24 protein-coding genes are annotated in these 24,028 nt (G+C 72.4%); 6 read left to right on the top strand and 18 right to left on the bottom strand.

Going from position 1 to position 24,028, the window contains the following annotated elements; all coding sequences use genetic code 11:
* Positions 1-3: 3 nt before the first annotated feature.
* Complete coding sequence (locus tag J2X46_RS07475; protein WP_310248737.1) at positions 4-1,461, bottom strand: MFS transporter; 1,458 nt, start codon at positions 1,459-1,461, stop codon at positions 4-6.
* Positions 1,462-1,558: 97 nt separating this feature from the next.
* Here J2X46_RS07475 and J2X46_RS07470 point away from each other — a divergent pair, with 97 nt between their 5' ends.
* Both J2X46_RS07470 and J2X46_RS07465 read left to right on the top strand, forming a co-directional pair.
* A complete protein-coding gene (locus J2X46_RS07470) occupies positions 1,559-2,272 on the top strand; it encodes a TetR/AcrR family transcriptional regulator (protein WP_310248733.1) in 714 nt (237 codons plus the stop codon).
* On the top strand, positions 2,272-2,892 hold the full coding sequence (locus tag J2X46_RS07465; protein WP_310248731.1) for a class I SAM-dependent methyltransferase: 621 nt from the start codon (positions 2,272-2,274) through the stop codon (positions 2,890-2,892). Before J2X46_RS07470 ends, J2X46_RS07465 begins: the two co-directional genes overlap by 1 nt.
* Here the strand turns inward: J2X46_RS07465 and J2X46_RS07460 are convergent, their stop codons facing one another.
* Both J2X46_RS07460 and mca read right to left on the bottom strand, forming a co-directional pair.
* Complete coding sequence (locus J2X46_RS07460; RefSeq protein WP_310248729.1) at positions 2,893-3,117, bottom strand: hypothetical protein; 225 nt, start codon at positions 3,115-3,117, stop codon at positions 2,893-2,895. It abuts the gene before it with no gap.
* A 23-nt stretch (positions 3,118-3,140) separates the two neighbouring features.
* Positions 3,141-4,040, bottom strand: coding sequence for a mycothiol conjugate amidase Mca (mca, locus tag J2X46_RS07455; RefSeq protein ID WP_310248728.1), 900 nt, complete (start codon positions 4,038-4,040; stop codon positions 3,141-3,143).
* 38 nt (positions 4,041-4,078) lie between these two features.
* Between mca and J2X46_RS07450 the strand changes: the two genes are divergently transcribed.
* Positions 4,079-4,468, top strand: coding sequence for a DUF4307 domain-containing protein (locus J2X46_RS07450; protein WP_310248725.1), 390 nt, complete (start codon positions 4,079-4,081; stop codon positions 4,466-4,468).
* 183 nt (positions 4,469-4,651) lie between these two features.
* Complete coding sequence (gene greA, locus J2X46_RS07445; RefSeq protein WP_310248723.1) at positions 4,652-5,143, top strand: transcription elongation factor GreA; 492 nt, start codon at positions 4,652-4,654, stop codon at positions 5,141-5,143.
* Between the two features lie 166 nt (positions 5,144-5,309).
* Here greA and ilvA read toward each other — a convergent pair whose 3' ends face one another.
* The 5 genes from ilvA to J2X46_RS07420 form a co-directional block, all read right to left on the bottom strand.
* Positions 5,310-6,518, bottom strand: a complete 1,209-nt coding sequence (gene ilvA / locus J2X46_RS07440) for a threonine ammonia-lyase (RefSeq protein ID WP_310248722.1) — start codon at positions 6,516-6,518, stop codon at positions 5,310-5,312.
* Entirely contained in the window at positions 6,515-7,888 is a 1,374-nt protein-coding gene (locus J2X46_RS07435) for an AI-2E family transporter (protein ID WP_310248719.1), read from the bottom strand. The genes ilvA and J2X46_RS07435 overlap by 4 nt, the downstream gene beginning before the upstream one ends.
* A gap of 10 nt (positions 7,889-7,898) precedes the next feature.
* Complete coding sequence (locus tag J2X46_RS07430; protein ID WP_310248717.1) at positions 7,899-9,371, bottom strand: glutamate mutase L; 1,473 nt, start codon at positions 9,369-9,371, stop codon at positions 7,899-7,901.
* Positions 9,364-10,533 carry a cystathionine gamma-synthase gene (locus J2X46_RS07425; protein ID WP_310248715.1) on the bottom strand — a complete coding sequence of 390 codons (1,170 nt, stop codon included), beginning with the start codon at positions 10,531-10,533 and terminating at the stop codon, positions 9,364-9,366. The genes J2X46_RS07430 and J2X46_RS07425 overlap by 8 nt, the downstream gene beginning before the upstream one ends.
* A gap of 102 nt (positions 10,534-10,635) precedes the next feature.
* Positions 10,636-11,370 carry a hypothetical protein gene (locus J2X46_RS07420; RefSeq protein ID WP_310248713.1) on the bottom strand — a complete coding sequence of 245 codons (735 nt, stop codon included), beginning with the start codon at positions 11,368-11,370 and terminating at the stop codon, positions 10,636-10,638.
* A gap of 155 nt (positions 11,371-11,525) precedes the next feature.
* Here J2X46_RS07420 and msrA point away from each other — a divergent pair, with 155 nt between their 5' ends.
* Positions 11,526-12,176 (top strand): peptide-methionine (S)-S-oxide reductase MsrA, encoded by a 651-nt coding sequence (gene msrA, locus J2X46_RS07415; RefSeq protein ID WP_310248710.1) that lies wholly within the window; start codon positions 11,526-11,528, stop codon positions 12,174-12,176.
* A gap of 283 nt (positions 12,177-12,459) precedes the next feature.
* Here the strand turns inward: msrA and J2X46_RS07410 are convergent, their stop codons facing one another.
* Positions 12,460-12,867, bottom strand: coding sequence for a pilus assembly protein CpaE (locus J2X46_RS07410; RefSeq protein ID WP_310248707.1), 408 nt, complete (start codon positions 12,865-12,867; stop codon positions 12,460-12,462).
* 97 nt (positions 12,868-12,964) lie between these two features.
* Here J2X46_RS07410 and J2X46_RS07405 point away from each other — a divergent pair, with 97 nt between their 5' ends.
* Positions 12,965-13,306: a YciI family protein gene (locus J2X46_RS07405; RefSeq protein WP_310248704.1), complete on the top strand. Its 342-nt coding sequence runs from the start codon at positions 12,965-12,967 to the stop codon at positions 13,304-13,306.
* Positions 13,307-13,309: 3 nt separating this feature from the next.
* Here J2X46_RS07405 and J2X46_RS07400 read toward each other — a convergent pair whose 3' ends face one another.
* From J2X46_RS07400 to J2X46_RS07360, 9 genes are all read right to left on the bottom strand, one after another.
* A complete protein-coding gene (locus J2X46_RS07400) occupies positions 13,310-13,648 on the bottom strand; it encodes a VOC family protein (protein WP_310248702.1) in 339 nt (112 codons plus the stop codon).
* 41 nt (positions 13,649-13,689) lie between these two features.
* Positions 13,690-14,235, bottom strand: coding sequence for a hypothetical protein (locus tag J2X46_RS07395; protein ID WP_310248699.1), 546 nt, complete (start codon positions 14,233-14,235; stop codon positions 13,690-13,692).
* Between the two features lie 111 nt (positions 14,236-14,346).
* The gene (locus J2X46_RS07390; RefSeq protein ID WP_310248696.1) at positions 14,347-19,887 is read right to left on the bottom strand and encodes an Ig-like domain-containing protein; all 5,541 of its coding nucleotides are present in this window, start codon (positions 19,885-19,887) and stop codon (positions 14,347-14,349) included.
* Positions 19,888-19,938: 51 nt separating this feature from the next.
* The gene (locus J2X46_RS07385) at positions 19,939-20,451 is read right to left on the bottom strand and encodes a tail fiber protein (RefSeq protein ID WP_310248693.1); all 513 of its coding nucleotides are present in this window, start codon (positions 20,449-20,451) and stop codon (positions 19,939-19,941) included.
* A gap of 9 nt (positions 20,452-20,460) precedes the next feature.
* Positions 20,461-20,967 carry a tail fiber protein gene (locus tag J2X46_RS07380; RefSeq protein WP_310248691.1) on the bottom strand — a complete coding sequence of 169 codons (507 nt, stop codon included), beginning with the start codon at positions 20,965-20,967 and terminating at the stop codon, positions 20,461-20,463.
* A gap of 14 nt (positions 20,968-20,981) precedes the next feature.
* A complete protein-coding gene (locus tag J2X46_RS07375) occupies positions 20,982-21,491 on the bottom strand; it encodes a tail fiber protein (RefSeq protein ID WP_310248688.1) in 510 nt (169 codons plus the stop codon).
* Positions 21,479-21,904: a DUF6916 family protein gene (locus tag J2X46_RS07370; protein ID WP_310248685.1), complete on the bottom strand. Its 426-nt coding sequence runs from the start codon at positions 21,902-21,904 to the stop codon at positions 21,479-21,481. The genes J2X46_RS07375 and J2X46_RS07370 overlap by 13 nt, the downstream gene beginning before the upstream one ends.
* A 107-nt stretch (positions 21,905-22,011) precedes the next feature.
* A complete protein-coding gene (locus tag J2X46_RS07365) occupies positions 22,012-22,299 on the bottom strand; it encodes a DUF1905 domain-containing protein (RefSeq protein ID WP_310248682.1) in 288 nt (95 codons plus the stop codon).
* Positions 22,300-22,428: 129 nt separating this feature from the next.
* The gene (locus tag J2X46_RS07360) at positions 22,429-23,895 is read right to left on the bottom strand and encodes a S8 family serine peptidase (protein ID WP_310248681.1); all 1,467 of its coding nucleotides are present in this window, start codon (positions 23,893-23,895) and stop codon (positions 22,429-22,431) included.
* Positions 23,896-24,028 lie beyond the last annotated feature (133 nt).

Below are 24,028 nucleotides of genomic sequence, written 5' to 3'. Positions count from 1 at the left end.
ACGTCAGTGGTGCTCCTCGGTGGAGTGCGAGTCGGTGAGCGTCAGCGCGCCCGCGGCGGCGACCACGCCGACCACCACTGCCAGCACGGCGTAGGTGATCCGCTCCCCGTGGAAGAACGACGTCACGAGGGCGTGGCTCCACGTCCCGGCCGGCAGCGTCGTGGTCACGAGCACCGCGATCAGGGTGCCGACGACGGCGGTGCCGATCGTGGTGCCGACCTCCTGGGCGGTGTCGTTGAGTGCCGCGGCCATCGACGTACGGTTCTCGGGCATCGCGTCGACCAGCGCGATCGCACAGATGGTCATCACCGTGCGCAGCCCGATCGTCATCACGACCATGCAGGCGGCGATGGCGAGGTAGCCGTGGCTGACGCTCCAGGAGAGGCCGGCGAGGGACCCGGCCAGCAGGCCGGCGCCGACCAGGCACGCGACGCGGTGGCCGAAGCGGGCGGCGAGCCACTCCGAGAGCGGGGTCGCCAGGATCATCGTCACGATGAGCGGCAGGTTGGCCAGGCCGGCACGCACCGCGCTCCAGCCCCAGGCGTACTGGAAGTGCAGGATCAGCCCGAACATCACGCTCGCCATGGCGATCGAGGTGCCGATCTGGGCGATCGCGGCGCCGCGCACGGTGCCGTCGGCGAAGGACCGCAGGTCGAGCATCGGCTCCGCCGCCGTCCGCTCGCGCCGCACGAAGCCGATGCCCGCGAGCAACGCACCGACGATCGACGCGAGGGTCAGCGGCGAGGTCCAGCCGTGCTCGACGCCGCTGGTCAGGGAGAAGCACGCCAGGCCGATGGTGGCGACGCTGAGCACCGCGCCCGGGAGGTCGAGCGAGTCGTCGGTGAGGTCCTCGGGCCGGTCGGCCGGCACCCCGAGGCGTACGCCGATGCAGGCGACGAGCGCGATCGGGGCGTTGACGACGAGCAGCCACTCCCAGCGCACGTGGGCCAGCGCGGTGCCGCCGAGCAGCGGGCCGAGGATGAAGCCGGACATGCCGACCACGATCATCACGGTCATCGCGCGCATCCGCAGCGCCTGGTCCTCGAAGAGGCGAAAGACCAGCGAGTTGGTGATCGGCGCCATGGCCGCGGCCGCGATGCCGAGGCCGGCCCGCAGCGCGATCAGCTCGCCGGCGGTCGAGACCGCGACGACGCAGAGGCTGAGCAGCCCGAAGACGGTGAGGCCGACGAGCAGCACGCGACGGCGGCCGAGCCGGTCGGCCAGCGAACCGGCGGTCAGCAGCAGGCCGCCGAAGGTGAGCGAGTAGGCGCCGGTGACCCACTGCAGCGCGGTCGTGCCGCTGCCGAGGTCGCGGCCGATGGTGGGGAGCGCGATGGAGAGCAGCGTGTTGTCGACCATCTCGACGAAGAAGGCCAGGCAGAGCGCGGCCATCGGGATCCACGCGGCGCGCAGCGACGGATAGGTGCGGGCCGGACTGGGGGCGGGGACTGTGGTGCTCATGGAGGGCCTCCTCTCGAGTGGTCGTCGAATATCGAACGACGTTCTATAAGATAGAACGATGTTCGATAGAAACGCAAGCTGTGGTTGGATCGACCCCATGACGCCTCCCCGCACCCGTGCCGCCGGGCCGCCCGCCGGCGGGCGCCGGCGCGCGTCGCACTCGATGGAGACGGTGCTCGACGGCGCGGTCGCGCTGCTCGACGAGTCCGGCGAGGGCGCGCTGACCTTCCGGGCGCTGGCCGGGCGCCTCGGCACCGGCGTCGGCAGCATCTACTGGTACGTCGCCGGCAAGGAGGAGCTGCTCGACCGGGCGACCGATCACGCGCTCGGGCCGGTCCTCGCCTCCCTCGAGGACCTGCCGGTCAGCGACGACCCGATCGACGACCTGCGCGCGATGGCGGTGACCCTCTTCGACGCGATCGTCGACCGCCCCTGGCTGGCGTCGTACTTCATGCGCAACACCGACGTGCAGGACAACTCGCTGCGGCTCTACGAGCTGCTCGGGCAGCAGACCCTGCGGCTCGACCTCACCACCCGGCAGCGGTTCCACGCGGTGTCGGCGGTCGTCGGGATCGTGGTGGGCACGGCGGCGGACATCGGCCAGGACCCGCCGCAGGAGGTGCTGGACGGCGCCGTGGACCGGGAGGAGTTCCTCGGCCGCTTTGCCGCCACCTGGCGTCGCCTCGACCCCGCGGACTTCCCGTTCGTGCACCAGATCGCCGACGAGTTCGCCGGGCACGACGACAAGGACCAGTTCCTCGCGGCCCTCGACCTCGCACTCGCCGGGCTGCGCCTGCAGGCGGACGGCTGATGGACGCGCGGGCGTGGGACGCGAAGTACGCCGCCAGCGAGCTGGTGTGGTCTCGCGAGCCCAACCAGCTCGTCGCCGCCGAGCTGGCCGACCTCTCCCCCGGCACGGCCGTGGACCTCGCCGCCGGCGAGGGACGCAACGCGATCTGGCTCGCCGCCCGCGGCTGGTCGGCGACGGCGGTCGACTTCTCGCAGGTCGCGCTCGACAAGGGCTCACGCCTCGCGGGCGACCTGGACGTCACGTGGGTCTGCGCCGACGCCACTGCCTGGACGCCGCCCGGTCCCGTCGACCTGGTGGTGATCGCCTACCTCCAGCTCCCCGCGGAGGAGCGCCGTCGCTCCGTGCGGGGCGCGTTCACGATGCTGCGGCCGGGCGGCACGCTGCTGCTGGTGGCCCACGACTCGACCAACCTCACCGAGGGCACGGGCGGGCCCCAGGACCCCGCGGTCCTGATGACCGCCGACGACGTGCTCGCAGACCTCGCCGGGCTCGAGGTCGAGGTGGTGCGCGCCGAGCGCGTGGCGCGGGAGGTCAGGTCAGCCGATCCGTCGCACCACGAGCACGGCGGGGACGTACGTCGTACGGCCTGGGACTGCGTGGTGCGGGTCGTGCGCCACTGATCAGCCCTCGCTGTCGGCCTTCTCCTCCGGCTTGACCGGCTCGTCGCCGTAGAGCCCGGCGTCCTTGGCGGCCTGCGCCTTGCGCAGCTGCTTGACCAGGCTGAAGCCGAGCACGACGACGGCGAGGATCAGGAAGATCCAGATCGCGAATCCCAGCGGACCCGCGACGACCTCGTTGTCCGTCGGCGTCGGGTCGTCGGCGAGGGTGATCAGCAGCGCGAGCATGTCCCCATCATCCCACTCGGACGTCAGGGAGCGGGCGTCGGGATGCCGGCGAAGAGGTCGTCCTCCGGACGGGTGCTCTCGACCGTGCTCTCGACCAGCTCGTAGTCCTCGGTCGGCCAGGTCTTCTGCTGGATCTCGCGCGGGATCGCGAACCACATGCCGTCGGGATCGATCTGCGTCGCGTGGGCCAGCAGGGCCTGGTCACGGACGCCGAAGTACTCCCCGCACGGCACCCGGGTGGTGATCCGGTCGTCCCAGTCGGGCTCCCGCTCCCAGGTGGCGAGGCGCTCGGCATAGGGCGACTCGAGGCCGTGGGCGAGCATCGCCTCGTGGAGGGCGTTGGTCTTCGCCCAGCTCCAGCCGTGGTGGTAGTAGAGCTTCATCGGCTGCCAGGGCTCCCCCGCGTCGGGGAACCGCTCGGGGTCGCCGGCGGCCTGGTAGGCGGCGACGGAGACCTCGTGGCAGCGGATGTGGTCGGGGTGCGGGTAGCCACCCCGCTCGTCGTACGTCGTCATCACGTGCGGGCGGAACTCGCGGATCAGCCGCACCAGGCGCTCGGTCGACTCCTCCAGCGGGACGAGCGCGAAGCAGCCCTCGGGCAGCGGCGGCTTGGGGTCGCCCTCGGGCCAGCCGGAGTCGATGAAGCCGAGCCAGTCCTGCCGGATGCCGAGGATGTCGCGGGCGCGGTGCATCTCCTCGCGGCGGATCTCGGTGATGTTCTCCCAGACCTCGGGGCGGTCCATCTTGGCGTTGAGGACCGACCCCCGCTCGCCGCCGGTGCAGGTGACGACGTGGACGTCGACGCCTTCGGCGACGTACTTCGCGGTCGACGCGGCGCCCTTGCTCGACTCGTCGTCGGGGTGGGCGTGGACGTGCATGAGTCGGAGCCCGGTGCGGGTCCGGTCAGCGGTGGGCTGGGGCATGGGCGCGAGTCTAGGAGGTGCCACTTACCCTCTTCGTCGTGACCACTGACCTCACCGACCGCTACGGCGCCCCGTCCCCGTGGCGGCGGCCGGTGACCATCGCGATCGCGGCGGCGCTGGCGGCGGTGGGCCTGACCTGGCTGGCGTGGGTGGCGTGGTTCCACGCCACTCCCGACGTGCAGTCGGAGCTGGTGCGCTTCGAGGTGACCAGCGACCACGGGACCACCGCCCGGCTCCAGGTCGACCTCGGCGACGGGGTCGACGCGAGCTGCCGGCTGAGGGCCTACGCCGAGGACCACACGACCGTCGGCGAGCTGGCCTTCACGCCGGTCGACGGCGCCAACGACGTGGTCATCCGCACCGAGCGGCGCGCCACCACGGTCGAGAAGCTCGGCTGCACCGCCCCCGGGCAGCCGCGCCCGCGCTGAGACGTACGACCTGCGCTTTTGTCCGTTGCTTGCTAGCCTGTTGGTCTGCCCGTCCGGCAGCGCTGGCCCACGTCTGCGGCCGCGCTGACCTCGATCGGACGGAAGAAGATCCACCGACCAGATGCGGTCGCGCTGAGGCACACCCGCATCCAGAGCACCACACGTTGAAGCAGGAGTAGTGACATGACCGACCAGGGCACCATCTGGCTGACCCAGGAGGCCTACGACAAGCTGCAGGCCGAGCTCGACGACCTCCGGGGCCCCAAGCGCCAGGAGATCATCGAGAAGATCGCCGCGGCTCGCGACGAGGGCGACCTCAAGGAGAACAGCGGCTACCACGCCGCCAAGGACGACCAGGGCAAGCAGGAGGCCCGGATCCGTCAGCTCGAGGACATGCTCCGTCGCGCCGAGGTGGGCGAGACGCCCGCCAACGACGGCGTCGTCGAGCCCGGCATGGTCGTCACCGTCGACTTCGGCGGCGGCGACACCGAGAAGTTCCTCCTCGGCGCCCGTGAGAACCTCTCCGACGGCGACACCCTCGACGTCTACTCGCCCCAGTCGGCGATGGGCGCTGCGATCAACGGCAAGTCCAAGGGCGACAAGGTCACCTACACCGCCCCCAACGGCAAGGACCTCTCCGTCACGATCGTCGACGCGGAGCCCTACAAGGCCTGATCTGCCTCACCGCAGGAGCGGTGCGTGACGAGGATTTCCCGCGCGGGGAATCCCCCTCACGCACCGCTCCTCGGCATTTCCGGGCGAGTCACCGTCTGGGCGGTGGCTGAGGGGGATTCCGAGCCTCCGGAATCCCCCTCACGCACCGCCCGCAGCAGTACGACGCTCAGTCGGCGAGGCGGTAGCCCCGCTCGCGGAGGCGGGACATCAGGTGCTCGGCGTGGGTCTCGCCGCGGGTCTCGAGCTGGATCCGCACCTCGACCTCGTTGAGGGTCAGCAACGGCGAGATCCGCTCGTGGGCGACCTCGAGCACGTTGGCGCCCTCCTCGCTGATCTCGGCGAGGAGCGAGGCCAGGCCGCCGGGCAGGTCGGGGATCAGGACGCGGAGGTAGAGGTAGCGGCCGGCGGCGGCGAGCCCGTGCCGGATCACCTTGCTCAGCAGGAGCGGGTCGATGTTGCCGCCCGAGAGCACGGCCACGGCCGGGGTCTCGAAGCCGGTCGGGTTGTCGAGCATCGCCGCGACGGCGGCCGCGCCGGCCGGCTCGACGACCTGCTTGGCCCGCTCGACCAACGACAGCAGCGCGCGGGAGAGCGACTCCTCCGACACGGTCAGGATCTCGTCGACGTGGTCGCGCACGGCCGCGAAGGTGATGTCGCCGGGCCGGCCGACCGCGATGCCGTCGGCCATCGTGCTCATCGACTCCAGCGGCACCGGGTGTCCCGCGGCGAGCGATCCCGGGTAGGCGGCGGCGCCATCGGCCTGCACCCCGACCACGCGCACGTCGGGGCGCATCGCCTTGATCGCGACCGCCACGCCAGCCAGCAGCCCGCCGCCACCGGTCGGCACCAGCACGGTGCGTACGTCAGGTGCCTGCTCGAGGATCTCGAGACCGAGCGTGCCCTGCCCGGCGACGATGTCGACGTGGTCGAAGGGGTGGATCAGCACCGCGCCGGTCCGCTCGGCGAACTCGCGGGCCGCGGCGAGGGAGTCCTCGAGGTAGCGGCCGTGGAAGACCACGTCGGCGCCGTAGCCCCGGGTCGCCTTCTCCTTGGGGATCGGCGCCCCCTCGGGCATGAAGACCGTCGACGTGATGCCGAGGGTGGTGGCAGCGAGCGCGACGCCCTGGGCGTGGTTGCCGGCCGAGGCGGCGACGACGCCGTGGGCGCGCTCGGCCTCGGAGAGCCGGGCGATGCGGACGTAGGCACCGCGCGACTTGAACGACCCGGTGCGCTGGAGGTTCTCGCACTTCAGGCGCACGGGACCGCCCGCCATCTGCGAGAGCCAGCGCGCCCCCTCCATCGGCGTCGCGAGCGTGACCTCGCGGAGCATCTCGCGCGCGGCGAGGATGTCGTCGAGGCTCACCTGGTCGGTCATGCGGGGTCCTTCGAGTCGTCGTCCGGCGCGTCGGGTCCGGCCAGGGGGCTGTCGTCCTCCGGGATCAGGTCGCCCTCGGTCGGCGGTGGCGCGATGTCCTCGTCGAGGAGCTCGTCGTGGTCGTCGTCCCCGATGTCGGTGTAGCTCGCCAGGTGCTGGGCGACCGCGTTGCCGGCCGCCGCAAGAGGTACGGCGACGAGTGCGCCGGCGACCCCGGCGACGAGCACGCCGCAGCCGATCGCCACGATCACCCCGAGCGGGTGCAGGGAGACGAAGCGGCCCATGAGGAACGGCTGGAGGATGTGCCCCTCGATCTGCTGCACCAGGATCACGCCGCCGAACATCAGCAGCGCCGTCACCGGACCCTGGTCGACCAGGGCCACCAGGATCGCGACCGTGCCGGCCACCGTCGCTCCGATCATCGGCACGAAGGCGCCGAGGAAGACCAGCACGCCGATGGCGACCACGAACGGCACGCCGAGCACCGCGGCGACGATCATGATGCCGAGCGCGTCGGCCAGCGCCACCAGGACGGTGGCACGGACGAACTGGGTCAGCGAGCGCCAGGCCACGCGACCCGAGGCGTCGACGCGCTCGCGCGCCGCGCGGGGGGCGATCCGCACGATCCACGACCAGATCCGCGCGCCGTCCGAGAGGAAGAAGTAGGTCGAGAAGAGCACGATGAAGAAGCCGGCGACCACGTGGCCGAGCGCCGTGCCGACCTCGGTGACGCGGGTGACCACGCCGTTGGTGCCGGTGCTGTCGGTGATGGCTCCCTGCATCTGCTTGATGTAGCTGTCGAGCTGGGAGTCGGAGACGTTGAGCGGGCCCGAGCGCAGCCAGTCGCGCACCTGCCCGAGCCCTTCGACCACCGAGTCGGCGAGGTCGTTGGCGCCCTGCGCGACCTGCTGGCCGACGAACGTGAGCAACAGCGCGACACTCGCGATGCCGACGATCATCACGAGGCCGGTGGCGGGCCCACGGGGCAGGCCGATGCGCCGCAGGGCGTTGACGACCGGCGTGCAGAGCGCCGCGATCAGCAGCGCGACCGCGAGCGGCAGGGTGATCACCGCGAAGTAGCCGAGCAGCCACAGCACGCCGTAGCCGGCGGCGGCGATGGTGATGAGCCGCCACGACCAGGCCGCGGCGAGGTCGAGGCCCCAGGGCACCTGGGCGCGGCTGAAGTTCGACGGGCCGGTGGTGAAGGCCGGCTCCTCGACGCGCCGCTCGGCGCGCAGCTGCGCCCACTGTGCGGCGAGGCGCTCGGTCAGGCCGTCCACGTCCTCCCCGCGCGACAGCGCCGCGAAGAGTCGCCGGCGGCCCGACTCCTCGTCGGTCTCGTCAGGCTCAGGGGCGTGCTGCTCGCTCACGTCGGCCACGCTAACGGGTGCCCGCGTCGAGGCGGCGCAGCAGCCGGTGTGCCGCGACGGGGTGCTCCTCGGCGAGCAGCCCGGCGGCGGCGAGGACGTAGTCGTGGTCCACGACCACGACCGGGTCGCGGGGCAGCTGCCAGCCACCCTCGAAGGCATCGCCGGTCGCGGGCAGCAGCACGCGTCGTACGGCATCGGGGCCGCCGTGGCGCAGCACGCCACCCGAGCCGACCAGCAGGTCGACCTCGCGGAGGTCCTTGCCGCTGCGCTCCACGACGCGGCCCTCGGGGCTGACGAGCTTTTCGGGGTCCCCGCGCAGTCCTGCTCCCGCGCGCAGCGCCTCATCAGGACTTCGTGGGGTGTACACGACCTTGCTGCGGCCGGCGTGGCGCTCGAGCGCGATGCGCACGGCCGCGGCGGCGATCTCGAGGTCGGCGTCCTGCTCCTCGTCGGAGTCGGGGAGGAGGTCGGGCCGCTCCCGACGTCGTACGGCGGCCGCGTGCAGGTCGTCGCGACCCGCAGCCTCCACCGTGGAGATCGCCGACCACCGCATGCCGAGGTCGCCCTCGACGGTGCGGGTCACGGGGGTGGTCGCGACGACCTCGCGGGCGAGACCGCTGTCCTCGGGGTCGAGCTCGACGACGCTGTGCACGTCGGTGGTCGCGCCGCCGACGTCGACGACGACCACGTCGCCGGCTCCGCGGTGCTCCTCGTCGAGCCCGCGCGCGAGCAGCTCGACGCCGGTCAGGACCACGTCGGGGGTGGCGCCGCGGACCATCCCGGTGAAGCTCCTCCCGCGGGCGTCGGTGCGGCTGCTGAGGTGCTTTCCGCCGATGACGTGGGTCAGGAAGATCTCCCGGATCGCGCGGCGGGCGCTGTCAGGCGCGAGCACGCCGATCTTGGGCACGACGTTGTCCGCCAGCACGAACGGCGTGCCCGAGCCCGTCAGGAGGTCGGCGACCAGCGGCTGCGACTCGACATTGCCCGCGACCACGGCCGGTCCGGGCCAGGGCGTGCGGGCCAGGAAGTCCGCGTCGCCCTCGAGCACCTCGGCGTTGCCGCCGTCAGTGCCGCCGACCAGCAGCACCACGTCGGGCTCGGCCGCACGGAGCTCCGCCAGCTTGGTGGTGTCGAGCCCGCCGGACAGGACCAGCACCACCTTGCCGCCACTCGACAGGGCGACCCGGCGGCCGGCCTCGGCGGTGACCAGCTCCTCGTTGCCGACCACCGCGATGCGCAGCCCGCCGCCAGCGCTGGAGCAGGCGAGCACGTCGGCGTCGACGGCGCGGGAGTCCTGCTCGGCGAGTGCGGCCACGCAGGCGTCGTACCCGTCGAGGACGTCACCATGCCCCGCCCCGTCGGGCAGCGTGGTGGGGTGCGACGCGGTCGCGAGCAGGTCGCCGGTCGCGAGGTCGACCAGCGCGGCCTTGGTGAACGTCGACCCGAAGTCGACGCAGACGACGGCCGCGCCCTCCTCAACCAACGGCGCCGAGGGCTCGGTCGAGGTCCGCGACGAGGTCCTCCACGGTCTCGATCCCGACGCTGAGGCGGATCAGGTCGGCGGGGACCTCGAGGTCGGTGCCGGCCACGCTGGCGTGGGTCATCTTGCCGGGGTGCTCGATCAGCGACTCGACGCCGCCGAGCGACTCACCCAGGGTGAAGACCTCGGCGCGGTCGCAGACCGCGAGGGCCTGCTCGAGCCCGCCGGCGACGCGGAAGGAGATCATCCCGCCGAAGCGCTTCATCTGCTTCGCGGCGACCTCGTGGCCGGGGTGCGCGGCGAGGCCGGGGTAGATGACCTCGGTGACGCGCGGGTCGCCGTCGAGGAACTCCACGATCGCCTCGGCGTTGTCGCAGTGGCGGTCCATCCGTACGCCGAGGGTCTTGAGGCCGCGGTGGGTGAGGAACGCGTCGAACGGCCCGGCGACCGCGCCCATCGCGTTCTGGTGGAAGCCGATCTTCTCGGCGAGGTCGAGGTCGCGCACGACCACGGCACCGCCGACGACGTCGCTGTGCCCGCCGACGTACTTCGTGGTCGAGTGGACGACCACGTCGGCGCCGAGGGTGAGCGGCTGCTGGAGGTAGGGCGAGGCGAAGGTGTTGTCGACGACGAGCAGCGCGCCGGCGTCGTGGGCGACGGTCGCGAGGGCCTCGATGTCGCCGATGGTGAGCATCGGGTTGGTGGGCGTCTCGACCCAGACCAGCTTGGTGCGGCCCGGCTCGATCGCGGCGGCCACGGCCTGCGTGTCGGCGACGGGCGCGGGGCTGTGGTCGGTGCCCCAGAGCCTGGCGACCTTGTCGAAGAGGCGGAAGGTGCCGCCGTAGGCGTCGTCGGGGATCACGACGTGGTCGCCGGGGCGGGTCAGCGCCCGGATGATCGTGTCCTCGGCAGCCAGGCCGGAGGCGAAGGCGAAGCCCCGCTCGCCGTCCTCGACGGCCGCGAGCGCCCCCTCCAGCGCCGTACGCGTGGGGTTGCCGGAGCGGCTGTACTCGTAGCCGCCACGCAGCCCGCCGACGCCGTCCTGCTTGTAGGTGCTGCTGGCGTAGATGGGCGGGTTGACCGCCCCGGTCATCGCGTCGGGCTCGTAGCCGGCGTGGATCGCACGCGTCTCGAACCCGGCCTTGTTGGCACGTTCCTGGGTCACACGGCGAGCGTAGACCTCGCCGTCCGTACGCCGGTCACTGGAGGACGCGGAACGGCCGCCACTCCCCCGAAGTGGCGGCCGTTCCTCCCTGGAGCTGGTGTGTCAGCGCACGATGCCGAACGCGTCGGTCGTGCCGCCGGCGGGCGAGGGCACGACGCGACCGCCGCCTGCCGGGGCGAGCGCGAGTGGCGCAGCCGCCCACGAACCGCGCAGGTAGCTGTTGGCCGAGGCGCTGACCACGAGGTTGGCGCCGAACGGGTCGGTGCCCGGGTTGCCGTCGCTCTTGTAGACGCCGACGGTGCCGCTGGCCGAGGTGCCCGTCACGAAGATGCAGAGGTTCCCTGGGGCCGCGACAGGGGCCGCGGCCGTCCCCGAGCAGCCCGTCGGCGGGGTCGTGGCGGGGAGGATCACGTGGCTCGTCGGCGCTGCCGAGTAGGCCGGTCCCCAGTTGATCGGCACCGCGATCCCGAAGGTGCCGAGGCCCCAGAAGGTGCCGCGCGTCATCGACGGGTACGGCGCGTACTTCGCGTCCGACTCGGTCTTCTTGTAGTAGCTGCCGAGCTTGCCGTCGGTGGCGGCGTTGGCCGCGGACTGCGCGGCGGCCGCGGATGCTGCCGACTCGGTCTTGGTGGCGTACTTCGAGTCGCTCTGCGACTTCTTGTAGTAGCGCTTGTCCGCGAGCGGCTTGAGCTCCTTCTTCCAGATCTTCTTCCAGCTCGTGGCGAGGGACTGGGAGACCTCGGCGCCGGCAGGCGTGATGGCCATGAGGCCGCCCCCGACCATCACTCCGAGAAGGACGGCGACGATGAGCTGCCGTACCGAACGACGTGAAGACATGGTGCAGTTTCCTTTCGATGGTGATGCTGAGTGAGCACACAGTGCTCCGCATCCACCGCGCTGCACATCGGTGGTACTACGACGACTAGACCAGTCATTTCGGTCCATTCCGGTCGTCCCTCCCGCGTCCTTGCCCGACCGGGGAGAATGGGGGCATGTTCGGATTCGGCAAGCCCACCACCCTGCCCACGCCCGACGAGGCCCTGCGCGGCCGGGCGGAGCCCATGTGGCAGCTCGGCGAGCACGTGGTGCTCCACACGCCCGTCGTCACCGACGACGTGCCCGCCGGCCACGAGGTCGCGGTCCTCGGCCTCGGCTGCTTCTGGGGTGCCGAGGAGATCTACTGGCAGCTCCCCGGGGTGTGGTCCACCTCGGTCGGCTATGCCGGCGGCAGCACGCCGAACCCGACCTACGAGGAGGTCTGCAGCGGCCGCACCGGCCACACCGAGGCCATCCGCGTCGTCTTCGACCCCTCGGTCATCTCCTACGCCGACCTGGTGAAGAAGTTCTTCGAGATCCACGACCCGACCCAGGGCATGCGCCAGGGCAACGACGTCGGCACCCAGTACCGCTCCGCGATCTACTGGACCACGCCCGAGCAGGAGCAGACCGCTCGCGAGCTGACCAAGGTGTACGGCGACGAGCTCGCCCGCCGCGGCCTCGGCGACATCACCACCGAGATCCGCCCCGCCAGCGAGACGCCGTACTTCTACGCCGAGGACGCGCACCAGCAGTACCTCGCCAAGAACCCCTTCGGCTACCGCTGCCACGCGAACACCGGAGTGGCGTTCCCCGCGACCGCCTGAGCTCTCCTGCACGCCGTCGGGATGCGGCCCGACCGGACTGCGCGAAGCAGGTGGATCTGCCGACCAGCGGGCCGAATCGCGCGGCTCGGCCTGCCCATGTCGTACACGTGTCCGAGAAGTTGCCCTCGATCCGTTGCACGAAGGCCAAGAACTCGGACACGTGCGAGGTGTGGAGCAGCTTCAGGATCGGGTCGCCGCGATGCCGTTCCCGGCAGAGCCCGGGGGTGGAGTGGGTGTCCCGGCGCGAGCTCGACACGGTCTGCCCCGTCCTTTCCGGTCGGGCCTACGACCCCAGCCCCGCCAGCACGCTCAGCACGGCGCGCGCGGCCGCGTCGGCGGCCTCGACGTCGACGTGCTCCTCCTCGCCCTGCCGGGCCTCGATGCGTACGACGTGCCCGCCGGATCGCGCGATGAGGCTGACGAAGCGCCCGCCCAGGACGTCGAGCAGCTGGTCGAGGCGCGGCAGCCACACCGCCTCGCGGTCCTCCACGTCGTCGAGCGCCCACTCGGTGGTGCCGTTGAAGGCGAGCACACGGCCGCTGGGCCGCTCCCGCACCTCGACCACCATGTCGCTGACGATGAAGACCGCCTCGTCGAGCTCGCGGTCGGGCAGCCAGAACCGGTCGCCGTTGGCCGGCGACCAGGCGAGCCCGGCATCGTGCAGGCGGAGGGCGAGGTCGCGGGAGATCACTCCGACAGTGTCTCCCAGCGGTGCTGTCGATTTACGACCTGCTCGCCCGTCGACATGATGACGGGGCCGCACGGAGCGGCCCGGACGGAGGAGCGACATGACGCAGTACGCCATCTACTTCATGCAGCAGTGGGTCGGCGACCACCCCGCGGAGTGGTACGAGACCCGGGTCGAGCCGTCGACCGCTGTCGTGAACGACATGCGGGCGGCCGGGGTGCTGGTCTTCGCCGGCGGCCTCGTCGAGGAGATGGACCAGGCCTTCAGCGCCGACGGCACGAGCGGCGAGATGCTCGTCACCGACGGCCCCTACACCGAGGTGACGGAGTATCTCGGCGGCATCACCATCATCGAGGTCGAGACGATCGAGGAGGCCCGCGAGTGGGCCGCCAGGATTGCCGAGGGCTGTGGCTGGCCGCAGGAGGTCCGGGTCGTCAAGTAGGGGCTACTCGACGCAGAACTCGTTGCCCTCGGGGTCGGCCATCACGACCAGGCCGCCGTCGTCGCGCAGCACGGTGGCACCGAGGGCCGCGAGGCGTCGTACCTCTGCGGGGATGTCGCCGTCGAGCGCGCGCAGGTCGAAGTGCTGGCGGTTCTTGGCCGTCTTGCCCTCCGGCACCTGCTGGAACCAGATCGTCGGGCCGCCCCAGCCGGTCGGCTCGACGAACGCCTTCTCCGGCGTGCTGTCCTCGTCGACGTCGGAGCCGAGGGCCGCGGCCCAGAAGGTCGCGAGCACCACGGCGTCGTGGCAGTCGAAGGTCACCGACTTGATGAAGGACACCATCCGGTCACGCTAGACCTGCGACTACCGCGAGCGCCCGTGGATTACTGGGCCACCCAGTCGGTGAAGGAGCGCGGGGCGCCGAGCCAGTCGGTCTTCGTGTTCGCGCCACTGGGCTTCGTGCCGGCGACACGTACGGCGACCCGCACCTCGTCGGGCGAGCCGAGGGCCTCGCGGGAGATCCGGAAGCGCACGGTCTCCGCGTCGTAGTCGACCTTCATCCGGTAGGACCCCTCGACGGGCTCACCGGTCTTCGAGTCCGGAAAGCCGTCGGTGGTCAGGAGCATGTAGTCCGTTCCGACGAAGAAGCCGCCGCGGAAGACGTACTCGGGGCCCGGGTCGGACGGGTCGGTGTCGATGAAGACCGAGCCCGACGAGCCGCTGCGGAAGGACTGCTGGAGGTCGGCGTGCGTCGTGGTCACCACGACGTTGGCGGCCTTGTGCTCGACCTCCACCGCGCGCAGGTCGACGCCGTGGGCGAGGTCCTGCGGGTCGGAGACGCCGATGCCGTCGGCGGTCGCCGGAGCGAGCTGGGTCAGGGTCAGCGCAGCAACCGACAGGGCCGCCGCGCTCAGGATGGTGCTGCGCATGGTGTTTCCGTTCCCTCGTGTGGTGCCCCCGAGCGGGGACAGTGAGGAGACGCGGTCGCGCCCCGGATGGTTGCATCCGGGGCGCCGGCCGTCTGGACCAGGGCGTTCCGGTCAGGGGCCGAGCAGGCGACGCTGGCCGCGCGAGGCGCGCAGGACCGTGTCGCCCTGGGCCTTGCGCACGTCGACCAGGTCGTCCTTGCCCCACGTCACGAAGAGGTCAGCTCCACCACCGCCGACGAGCTCGTCGCGACCCGGACCGCCGACGAGCAGGTCGTCGCCCGCGCCGCCGACCAGGTGGTCGCGTCCGTAGCCGCCGTAGAGGTGGTCGTCGCCGCCCCCGCCGATCATCGCGTCGACGCCCGTGCGGGCGAGGATGACGTCGGTGCCACGACCGCCCACGAGGCGCTCGTCCCCCTTGCCGCCGACCAGGAGCCGCAGCGAGAGGGTCTTCGTGACCGAGCCCGCGTGGGCGGTCACGACGACCTTGCTCGAGCCCGAACGGCCGTTGCGCGCGGCCAGCGTCAGCTGGCGCAGCTCACCGGTGCCGGTGACGGTGATCGCCGAGGTCGGCAGCAGCCGATGGTTCGACGAGGTGGCGGTGAAGGTCACCCCGTCGCCCTGCACGGCGACCGGCAGGGTCACCCGGTTGAGCTCACGGCTGCCCGGGCGCTGGACGAGGGCGAAGCTCCGCAGCCGTCCGGCCGGCCGCCAGGTCGCGGTCGCCGTCGTACGGGCCGAGGTGTTGCCGGCTGAGTCGGACACCGCGCCGTCACGGACCGCGAGGGAGACGTCGCCGGCGGCGGTCATGCCGCTGACCGCGACCTGCCACGTGCCGGCAGCGCCGGGCGTCAGCACGACCGCGCCGGGACCGGCGGAGCCGGACACCGAGAGGTCGGCCGCGTCGAGGCCGGTGACGGCCTCGTTCGCGGTCACCGCGAAGGTGACCGGGCCGTCCTCGGTGACCGAGCCGGGGCCGGTGACGCGCAGCACCGGAGCGGTCCGGTCGACGGTGAGGTCGAGCGATGCGCCGAAGGCGAGGTTGCCACCGGCCGACGCAGCCGCGTTGTCCGCCACGCGCACGCCGACCCGGCCGTCCGCAGCGGCGACGAGGTCGAAGCGCCAGGTGCGGCTGTCGACCTGCGTGAAGCCGGCGACGGTCGCGTTGGTGGTCTGCAGGTCGGTCTGCTCGAAGCCGAGCACGGCCTTGCTGAAGGTCGCCGTCACCGCAATCGTCGAGGCCGTGGTCGCGCCCGACAGGGGCGACGTCAGCGCCAGCGTCGGCCGCGTCGAGTCGAACTCGCGCGAGAAGGTGCCGCTCGCCTGCGACGGGTGGCCGCTCTGGTCGCTCGCCGCACCCGCGACGACGCGGGCGGTCACGGTGCCCTCGGCCGCAGGGACGAGGTCGGCAGTCCAGCGGGTGCCGCCGCCGACGAGGTTGGTCAGCGTGCCGTTGGTGACCACGACGTCGGTGTCGTCCAGGCCGGTGACCGCCTCGGAGAAGTCGATCACCACCGGGATGGGCGACGTGGTGACCACGGCAGCCGTGGGCGAGGTGACGGTGACCGTCGGCGCCGTGGTGTCGTACGTCGTCGACGCGGTGCCGCTGGCCACGCTCGCGTTGCCGGCGGCGTCGCGGGCGGCGTCGTCGAGCAGCGAGACGGTGACCGGGCCATCGGCGGCCGGCGTGACCACGAAGGTCCAGTCGCGCCCGGAGCCCGACACGGAGCCGGCGGAGCCGTTGGTGACCGCGAGCTGCGCAGCCGACAGCGACTGCACGGCCTCGGAGAACTCGACCGAGACGGTGTAGGGCGCGCTCGCCCAGACCGGCGCGTCGAGTCCGGTCACGGTCGGCCGGGTGGCGTCGTAGGTGACGCCGACCTCGGCCGAGGCGCTGCTGGTGTTGCCGGCGGCGTCGGTGAAGGCGCCCGCCGGCAGCTGCACGGAGGCGGGGCCATCGGCGGTCGGCGTGAGCAGGACGTCGTACACCTGCGGGCCGCCGCTCACCGAGGTGACGGTGCCGTTGGTGGTGTCGAAGTCACCGGCGACGATCGTGGCCGGGTCGCTCAGCGTCAGCGTCAGCTGGACCGGCGCGTTGACCCGGGTCGGGCCGGAGTAGGCGAGCAGGGCCGTCGCGGTCGCGTCGTAGGTGCGCTGCACCTGCACGCCGGCAGTGCTGGCGTTGCCGGCAGCGTCGGTCGCGGCGCCGGCCGGGAGCCGGACGCCGAAGACGCCCTCGGCGACGGGCGAGACGGTCAGCGCGTAGGAGAGCCCGCTGGCGGTCAGGGTGCCGATGCTGGCGTTGGTGCCCACGAAGTCGTTCGCCGAGAGGCCGGTGACCGGCTCGGAGAAGGTCACGTCGACGGTGATCGACGAGCTGCGCGTCGGGTCGCCCGCGGCGGAGGTCAGCACGACTGTCGGCGCTGCGGTGTCGATGTCGACGTCGAGCGGCGTGCCGGCCAGCGAGGGGTTGCCCGCGAGGTCGTCGACCGCGCCGGCGGGCACCGAGATGCGCACCGTGCCGTCGCCGGACGGGGTGACCAGGAACGACCAGTGGTCGGCGGAGGTCGTGAAGGACGAGGCCGCGCCGCCGGTGACCACCACGTCGCCGACGTCGAAGCCGGCGACGTCCTCGGGCCAGTCCACGTCGACGGTGAACGCCGAGGCGTTGCTCGGCGAGGTGACGCTGCTGGTGATCTGCGGCGTCGGGCCGGTCACGTCGTAGGTGCGGGAGACGGCGGGGCCGGCGGTGTTGCCGTTGCCCGCGTCGTCGACCGCGACATCGGCCGGGACTGCCACGGACACCGGGCCGTCGCCGGCCGGGGTGACCTGCACGGTGCGGGTCGCGCCGGAGCCGGAGATGGTCGCGGAGCCGCCAGTGACCGTGAGCTCGCCCGCGGTCAGCCCGGTGACGGGCTCGGTGAAGGTGAGGGTGAAGGCGATCGGGTTGTCGCCGGTCGGGTCGCCCGCCGTCGAGGAGACGGTGACGCCCGGACGCGTGACGTCGTACGTCGTCGTGCTCGAGGCCGCGGCGTTGGCGTTGCCGGCGGCGTCGACGACGCTCCCGGCGGGCAGCCGCAGCGCGACCGGGCCCTCGGTGTCGGGCTGCACGCGGACGGTCCACGGGCCGGTGCCGGTGAGCTGGTCGACCGTGCCACCGGTGACGGTGAAGTCGTCCGCAGCCAGGCCGGTGACCGTCTCGGTCGCGGTCACCGTGACGTCGTACGCCGTCCGCTGCGGGCCGGTCGGCCCGGTGAGCGTGACGACCGGGACGGTGCGGTCGGAGGTGGTGGAGTCAGCGTTGCCGGCCACGCTGGCGTTGCCGGCGGCGTCGCTGGCTGCGCCGGCACCCGGCGTCAGCCGGACGACGCCGTCGCCGGCCGGGGTGACCCGCACGGTCCAGGAGTCGACGGGGCCGGTCCCGCCGTTGGTGCGCACGACGGAGGCGACGGTGCCGTTGATGACGGTCAGCTGCGCGGCCTGGGGCTGGGTCACGGGCTCGGAGAAGTCGAGGCGGAAGTCCAGCAGCGAGGCGTTGCTCGGGTCGGGGCCGAGGGCCGTGGTGGTGACGGTCGGCGCCACGGTGTCGATGTCGTAGGCCGCGCCGTCGAACGGCAGGTTGCCGGTCGCGAGGGACTTGCCGGTGGGGTCGGTCGCGGTGGCCGAGGCGGGGACGCGCAGCGCCAGCTGGCCGACGCCCGTCGCGGTCGCCGTGACCGTGCAGCTGGTCGTCGCGCATGCGACGCCGGTGACGGACGGCGCGGTGACCCCGGTCGCGACCAGCGCGACGTCGCCGGCGGCGAAGCCGCTGACGGCCTGGTCGAAGTCCACGCGCCAGCGGACGGCGCCGTTGCTCGGCGTGGCGTCGAGGCGGGTGATCCCGGTGACCGCGAGGGGGTGGTCGATGGTGACCGAGCCGGTCGCGGTGTTGTCGGTGGCCGGGTCGTCGACGACGAGCCCGGTGGCGGCGATCGTCGCGGTGGCGGTCCGGATGGCGCCCTCGGTGTCGGCGCCCATGGTGCCGGTCACCGTGATGGTCCCGGTCGTGCCCGGCGCCAGCCGCGGGGTCGTCCACACGAGCGGCGACTCCTCGGTCGCCGGACCGGTGATCGACGTGCCGGAGGCGACGAAGCCCGGGAACCCGAGGGTGATCCGGGAGGCCGCGGAGCCGCTGCTGAGGTTGGCGTTGCCGTAGGTCAGCGTCACGGTCACCGTGTCGGCCGGGTTCACGCCGGCGCGCGCGGGCGTGGGCCGGGCAGGGGTGACGGTGAGCGAGGTCGACAGGTCGACGAGCGCTGCGGACCGGCGGACGGCCACGCCGGGGCCGGTGTTCTGCCGCACGCGCGACCACACGTGGTCGACCGCGCCGCTCGCGCGGGTGGCGATCGCGGGACGCATCGACTCGGCGTTGTCGTAGGACGTGTTGTTGTCGGTGGTGCTGAGCTGGGTGAACGGCTCGAGGCGGGTGCCGCCGCTGAAGCGACCGGACATGACCTCGTAGTGGCCGGTGCCCGCCGTCGAGGTGCGCCGCGCGAAGTCGACGACGTACTGGCCGGGCTGGCTCTCGTCGAAGGCGATCGACGGCCAGGTGTCGTGTCCGCCGGAGATCTCGGTGGCGGACTGCGTGACGGTGCCGCTGGCCCCCAGAGCCGCGGAGTTCAGCCGGTAGCCGTTCGAGGCGTTGGTCGACCAGACGACCCGGAAACCGGTGTCGTTGCCGGCGACGTCGGGCGCGAGCTCCTCGACGGCCGAGCCGCCGGTGGCACCGACGCCGAGCGTCGCGACAGGCGTGGTGGTGGCGCCGCTCAGCCGGGCGGCCTGGACGCGGCGCAGGGCACCGCCCGCGTCGACCGAACCGACGCCCTCCCAGACCACGAGGACGTTGGGCGAGCCCGCGTCGGTGGTCGCCGCGACGCGCGGACGCGTGTGGTCGTACGCCGTCCCCGCTGGGGCCGCGGGGCTGACCTGCGTGGGACCGGAGACCGCCGACAGGTTCAGCGCGCGCTGGGCGGTCCAGACGTGGGTCTGGCCCTCGCCGGTCGCCGGGGTGTCGCCGTCCCACACGATCCGCACCACGCCGTGGTCGAGCGCGACGTCGGGGTGCTGCTGGTCGTACGCCGGATCGCCGGGCGCCACCGCCGTGAGGGCGGTCGCCGAGACGAGGCCGAGGGCGTCGGGGTCGACCACCCCGAGCTGGACCTGCCAGCTCGTGGTGTCGGTCGGGGTCGGGGCGCCGACGGTGTCGGCGAGGGAGTCACCGGAGAACACGAGGACGACCTTGCCGTCGGGCCGGGTCGCGAGAGCCGGGTCGGACGCGTCCTGGGTCGCGTCGTCGGCCGCACCCATCCGCGCCAGCAGCACCGGCGAGCCGGTGGCGGCACCGGACGCGTCGAGCACGCGGCCGAAGATCTCGCTCTTCTGACCCTGCGCGGTGCCGGTGGAGACGGTGCGGACGCCCTCCCACACCACGAGCGAGCGGCCGTCCGGCAGCGGCGCGACGACGGACTCGCCGGCACCGATCGGTGTGGTGGCACCGGAGATGACGGTCTCGCCGGACCCGAGGCCGCCGGCGTGGGCAGGGGCCTGGACCAGGGTCGGCATGGTCGCAGCCAGGGTCAGCGCGGTGGCCCCGGCGAGGCGGTGACGGAGAGGCACGGGAGTCCTTGGGTGGTCAGGAGCGGGCGGACGGGTCTGCCGACGGAGGGATCACGTCTGCGAGGGGAAGATGCCGTTGGTGATCGCGATGATGGCGTTGAGGGTCAGGAACGGCTGCAGGTTGAGGTGCGCCTGGCTCCCACCCACGTTGCTCACCGCCGACGGGTGGAAGGTCGCGTTTCCCACCGCCGCGGCCGTGTGGGCGCGCTCACCACTGGCGAAGGCCGTGCCGGTCGGCGCCCCGGGATCGCCCGTCGAGCCGCGGTGGTCGGTCACCGCGTAGGAGTGGGTGTGCGCCGGCATCTCGTTGGGGCTCAGCGTGTGCGCGGCCTCGCCGCCCCGCTCGCCGAGGCTGTGGCCCTGGCCGACGCCGATGGGCAGGCGGCCACGGAGGTCGGGCAGGGCGAAGTTCACCCGGCCGTCACCACCATAGGTCGTGCCCAGCAGGGAGAAGAGCGCCTGGTTCTGGTTGATCGGCAACAGCTGGCCGTTGCAGAGCGCCCAGCCCTTGGGGGCGAAGTTGAAGGAGACCCACTGGATCTCGCCGAGGAATGGCTCGAGCATGGTGGCCTCTCAGCCGCGGGGCGGGAAGACGCCCTGGAGGGCGATGGCGTAGTAGAGCGTCAGGTAGGGCTGCATGTTGTTGTGCGGCGCCGAGCCGCCCGCGACCTGCAGGGGGCCGGTGGTCTGGCCGCTGGAGTGGTAGAGCGCTGCCTCCGCCGTCGCCGGCGAGGCGGCCGCCGGGTTGGCCGTGGTGGCCGCGCCCGACGACGCGCTGAGCGTGTGCGCGTGGGCCGGCATCTCGGACTGGAGCAGGGTCACCGTCTCGGTTCCGCCCTCCTGCCCGATGTCGTACAGCGACAGGCCTGGCCCCTGGCCGTGTCCGAGCGGCACCCGGCCGTTGAGGTTGGGCAGCGCGAAGTTGCTGACGCCGTTGCCGCCGTACTGCGTCCCCAGCAGGGAGAAGAGCGCGGTGTTCTGGCTGATGGGCAGCAGCTGCCCGTCACACCAGGCCCAGCCGCGAGGACAGAAGGTGAACGGGAAGAGGGCGATCTCCGCCACGAAGGGGGTGTCGGACACGAAGGACTCCTGGCTCAGGTCTGCGACGGGAAGACGCCGAAGAGCGAGATGATGAACGAGATGCCCAGGTAGGGCTGCATGTTCGTGTGGGGCTGCGAGCCGCCGGCAGCGCTGGTCTGGCTCATCCCCTCGTCCGCCGCGGCCGAGGTCCAGGCGACGTCGGACGGCGCCGCCGCCGGGATGCCGCCGACGGCCGACCGGCTGCTCGCCGCGGTCGTCGACACCACGAGCGGGTGGGAGTGAGCGGGGACCTGCGCGGTGGTCAGCGTGACCTCCTCGACGCCACCGGTCTCGGCGAGGACGTAGCCGTTGCCCTGGTGGACCGGGACCCGCGACTGCAGGTCGGGCAGGGCGAAGGTCGACTGCCCGTCACCGCCGTAGGTGGTGCCGATGAGGTTGAAGAGGGTCTCGTTCTCGGAGATCGGGAGCAGCTGGCCGTTGCAGAACGCCCAGCCCGCGGGAGCGAAGTTGCCCCCGAACATCCGGATCTCGCCGACGTACGGCTGGCCCATCAGCCCCTCCATCCGTTGAAGGTCGCGGTCACGACGGTGCGCTTGCCGATGTCGGCACCAGGCACGACGAAGAGCCGGAACCGGCCCGAGCGACGCGCACGCAGGCTCCACGTGCCCTGCTCGAGCGTGGCGCGGGTGCTGAAGACGAGGACGTACGACTCACGACGCCACCTCGCCAGCTTCCTCCCGCGCAGGTGCCGCGGGCGGTAGGCCGCGTCGTCGACCGCGTCGAGGCGAAGCTTCAGGCGCCGACCGCCGCGGGTGGCCTCGAAGGTCTCCCCGACGAGCTTCTCGAAGCGCGTGCGCGTCGGCACGGCGGCCTCGGCGACGTCCGGCGCGGCGACCGTCGCGACGGTGGCGGCGCCGGCCGCGATCACCGTCCTGCGGGTGGCCGCGGTCGAGACCAGCGGTGCGTGTGTGTCCACCTGTGAGAACCCGATCCGTCGTAACCCCCGTCACTGACGGGAGGAACGTCCCACAGCCTCACTCGGCCGGGTGGCCTTTTTGCCAAACTGTGGATGTGGACTGGACCTCAGTCGCGACCCACCTGCAGCCGGACGTCCACGACCTCCCCGAGCTCGAGCTCCTCGGCCCGGCGGACGGCGTCCTTCACGGGCAGGAACCACGTGCCCTCGCGCGGGAACATCGAGGTGGTGAAGTCCGTGCGGCCGATCCGCGCGCGCACCGGCACGACGCCCCAGTAGACGACCTCGGCCTTGACCTCGTCGACCAGGTCGGCCTCGTCGGGCGGCAGCGGGACGAAGTGGTAGGGCGCCGGACCGCGCCACTCGACCAGCTCGCCGCTGAACTCGAACTCCATGCGGTCACTGTGTCAGCAGACCAGTGAGGGCGGACGGGAGTCCCTGGTTCCCGTCCGCCCTCGCACCGCGCCCCTGTGTGCACGGTGATCCCCCTGGAGAGGGGTCTGTGGGGGCTTCCCCTGTGTGGGTCAGCCCAGCGCCGCGACCGCCGCGACCACGTCGACCAGGCCGTAGCCCTTGTCGTACGACGTCGTGCCCAGCGGTCCGGCCTGGTAGGCCGCACCGTCGGTGTACTTGTGCGCCGAGACCTTCAGCGCCCGCTCGATGTCGGCCGGCGTCGCGGTGGGCTTCGCCTGGAACAGCTGGGCGACGATACCCGCGATGTGCGGAGCGGCCATCGAGGTGCCGCTGATGGTGTTGAAGGTGCCGATGTCGAGCGGGCCGGGGCCGTTGCGGAAGTCCAGCCCGGTCGAGCAGATGACGAGGTACGGGCGGCACGAGGAGGTGATGTTCTCGCCGGGCGCGGAGATGTCGGGCCAGGTCGAGGCGTCGGACGTCAGGCCGCGCGAGCTGTAGTCCGACACGGTGCCCTCACGGGTGCCGGTGTCCTGGTCGTTGTAGGACGCGACCGACAGGATGCCACCGGTCGGGTCCTGGCCGGGCGGGTTGGTGAGGCTCTCCGAGCCGTCGCCGCCGTCGTTGCCGGCGGCCCAGACGGTCACGACGCCCTGGGCGGCCAGCGCCCGCTGGAGCTTCACGGTGGCGGACTCGGGGTCGAACGCGCCGCCGCCGGTGGGGCCGTAGGAGTTGTTGGTGACCTTGATCGGCGGGCACGTCGAGGCCGGCACACCGGCGCCGCACGGGGCAGCGTGGTTCTCCAGCACCCAGTTGAGCGCCGAGTCGGCACCGAGGATCACGATTCCGGCACCGGTGGAGATCGAGACCAGCTTGGCGCCCGGCGCGGCGCCCTGGACCTTGCCTCCGTCGCTCAGCGTGGTGGGACGACCGGCGACGATGCCGTTGACGTGGGTGCCGTGGCCGCCGACGGAGAGCGTGTCGGTGTCGACGCTGTTCGGCAGCTTCTGGACCGAGCAGGTCTCGGTCAGCGGCTCGCAGAGCGCCTTGAGGTTGGCCACCACGGCCGACGAGCCGTCGGCCTCCTTGAGGTAGGGGTGGGTCGGGTCGACGCCGGAGTCGATGACCGCGACGCTGACGCCCTTGCCGGTGAGCGGGTTGCCGTCGGCACCGGTCAGGGTCGCGGCCGCCTCGGCGCCGCGCGTCGCGGTGTTGGACGTCTCCTGGAAGAACTCGATCGGCTGCGCGCCGCCCTCGACGTACGTCACTCCGGCCTGGCTGCGCACCGCCTCGATCTGGCTCTTCGTCGCGTTGGCGATGACGACGCCGATCGTGCGGTACTCGCCCTTCTTGGCCATCCCGGTGGCCGTCACCGCCTGCCGCGCTGCGCTGATCGACGTGCCGTGGACGAGCACCGTCGTGCGACCGGTGAGGCTGGACAGCTGGCCGGCGAGGAAGTCCGAGACGTTGGCCCGCGGGGCGGGTGCCTGACCGGCTGCGGGCGAGCCGCCGGCGGCGGTCAGCGTCGTCGTGACGGCGAGAGCGGTCGCCGCGACGGCGAGTAGGGGCTTGAGACGCACGGGGGTCCTCCCGAGGGTGAGGGGTCGTTGCCGGTCCAACGAGGCAACGTGGGCCGGGTCACGGCCCGGCACGCATGTCTTCGGAGCGCCGCCTCAGGCGGATTGGTCCATGGGGCCCGGGCATTCGAATTGC

This window comes from Nocardioides sp. BE266 (assembly GCF_031457855.1).
Classification (GTDB): domain Bacteria; phylum Actinomycetota; class Actinomycetes; order Propionibacteriales; family Nocardioidaceae; genus Nocardioides.
Note: the sequence above shows the minus strand (reverse complement) of the source record. Positions and strands in the feature narration are given on the sequence as shown.

Excerpts from the sequence above, each read along its gene's own strand:
- J2X46_RS07475 (WP_310248737.1), bottom strand. The coding sequence starts at position 1,461 with ATGAGCACCACAGTCCCCGCCCCCAGTCCGGCCCGCACCTATCCGTCG.
- J2X46_RS07470 (WP_310248733.1), top strand. The coding sequence starts at position 1,559 with ATGACGCCTCCCCGCACCCGTGCCGCCGGGCCGCCCGCCGGCGGGCGC.
- J2X46_RS07465 (WP_310248731.1), top strand. The coding sequence starts at position 2,272 with ATGGACGCGCGGGCGTGGGACGCGAAGTACGCCGCCAGCGAGCTGGTG.
- J2X46_RS07460 (WP_310248729.1), bottom strand. The coding sequence starts at position 3,117 with ATGCTCGCGCTGCTGATCACCCTCGCCGACGACCCGACGCCGACGGAC.
- mca (WP_310248728.1), bottom strand. The coding sequence starts at position 4,040 with ATGCCCCAGCCCACCGCTGACCGGACCCGCACCGGGCTCCGACTCATG.
- greA (WP_310248723.1), top strand. The coding sequence starts at position 4,652 with ATGACCGACCAGGGCACCATCTGGCTGACCCAGGAGGCCTACGACAAG.
- ilvA (WP_310248722.1), bottom strand. The coding sequence starts at position 6,518 with ATGACCGACCAGGTGAGCCTCGACGACATCCTCGCCGCGCGCGAGATG.
- J2X46_RS07420 (WP_310248713.1), bottom strand. The coding sequence starts at position 11,370 with ATGTCTTCACGTCGTTCGGTACGGCAGCTCATCGTCGCCGTCCTTCTC.
- msrA (WP_310248710.1), top strand. The coding sequence starts at position 11,526 with ATGTTCGGATTCGGCAAGCCCACCACCCTGCCCACGCCCGACGAGGCC.
- J2X46_RS07405 (WP_310248704.1), top strand. The coding sequence starts at position 12,965 with ATGACGCAGTACGCCATCTACTTCATGCAGCAGTGGGTCGGCGACCAC.
- J2X46_RS07400 (WP_310248702.1), bottom strand. The coding sequence starts at position 13,648 with ATGGTGTCCTTCATCAAGTCGGTGACCTTCGACTGCCACGACGCCGTG.
- J2X46_RS07395 (WP_310248699.1), bottom strand. The coding sequence starts at position 14,235 with ATGCGCAGCACCATCCTGAGCGCGGCGGCCCTGTCGGTTGCTGCGCTG.
- J2X46_RS07385 (WP_310248693.1), bottom strand. The coding sequence starts at position 20,451 with ATGCTCGAGCCATTCCTCGGCGAGATCCAGTGGGTCTCCTTCAACTTC.
- J2X46_RS07375 (WP_310248688.1), bottom strand. The coding sequence starts at position 21,491 with ATGGAGGGGCTGATGGGCCAGCCGTACGTCGGCGAGATCCGGATGTTC.
- J2X46_RS07365 (WP_310248682.1), bottom strand. The coding sequence starts at position 22,299 with ATGGAGTTCGAGTTCAGCGGCGAGCTGGTCGAGTGGCGCGGTCCGGCG.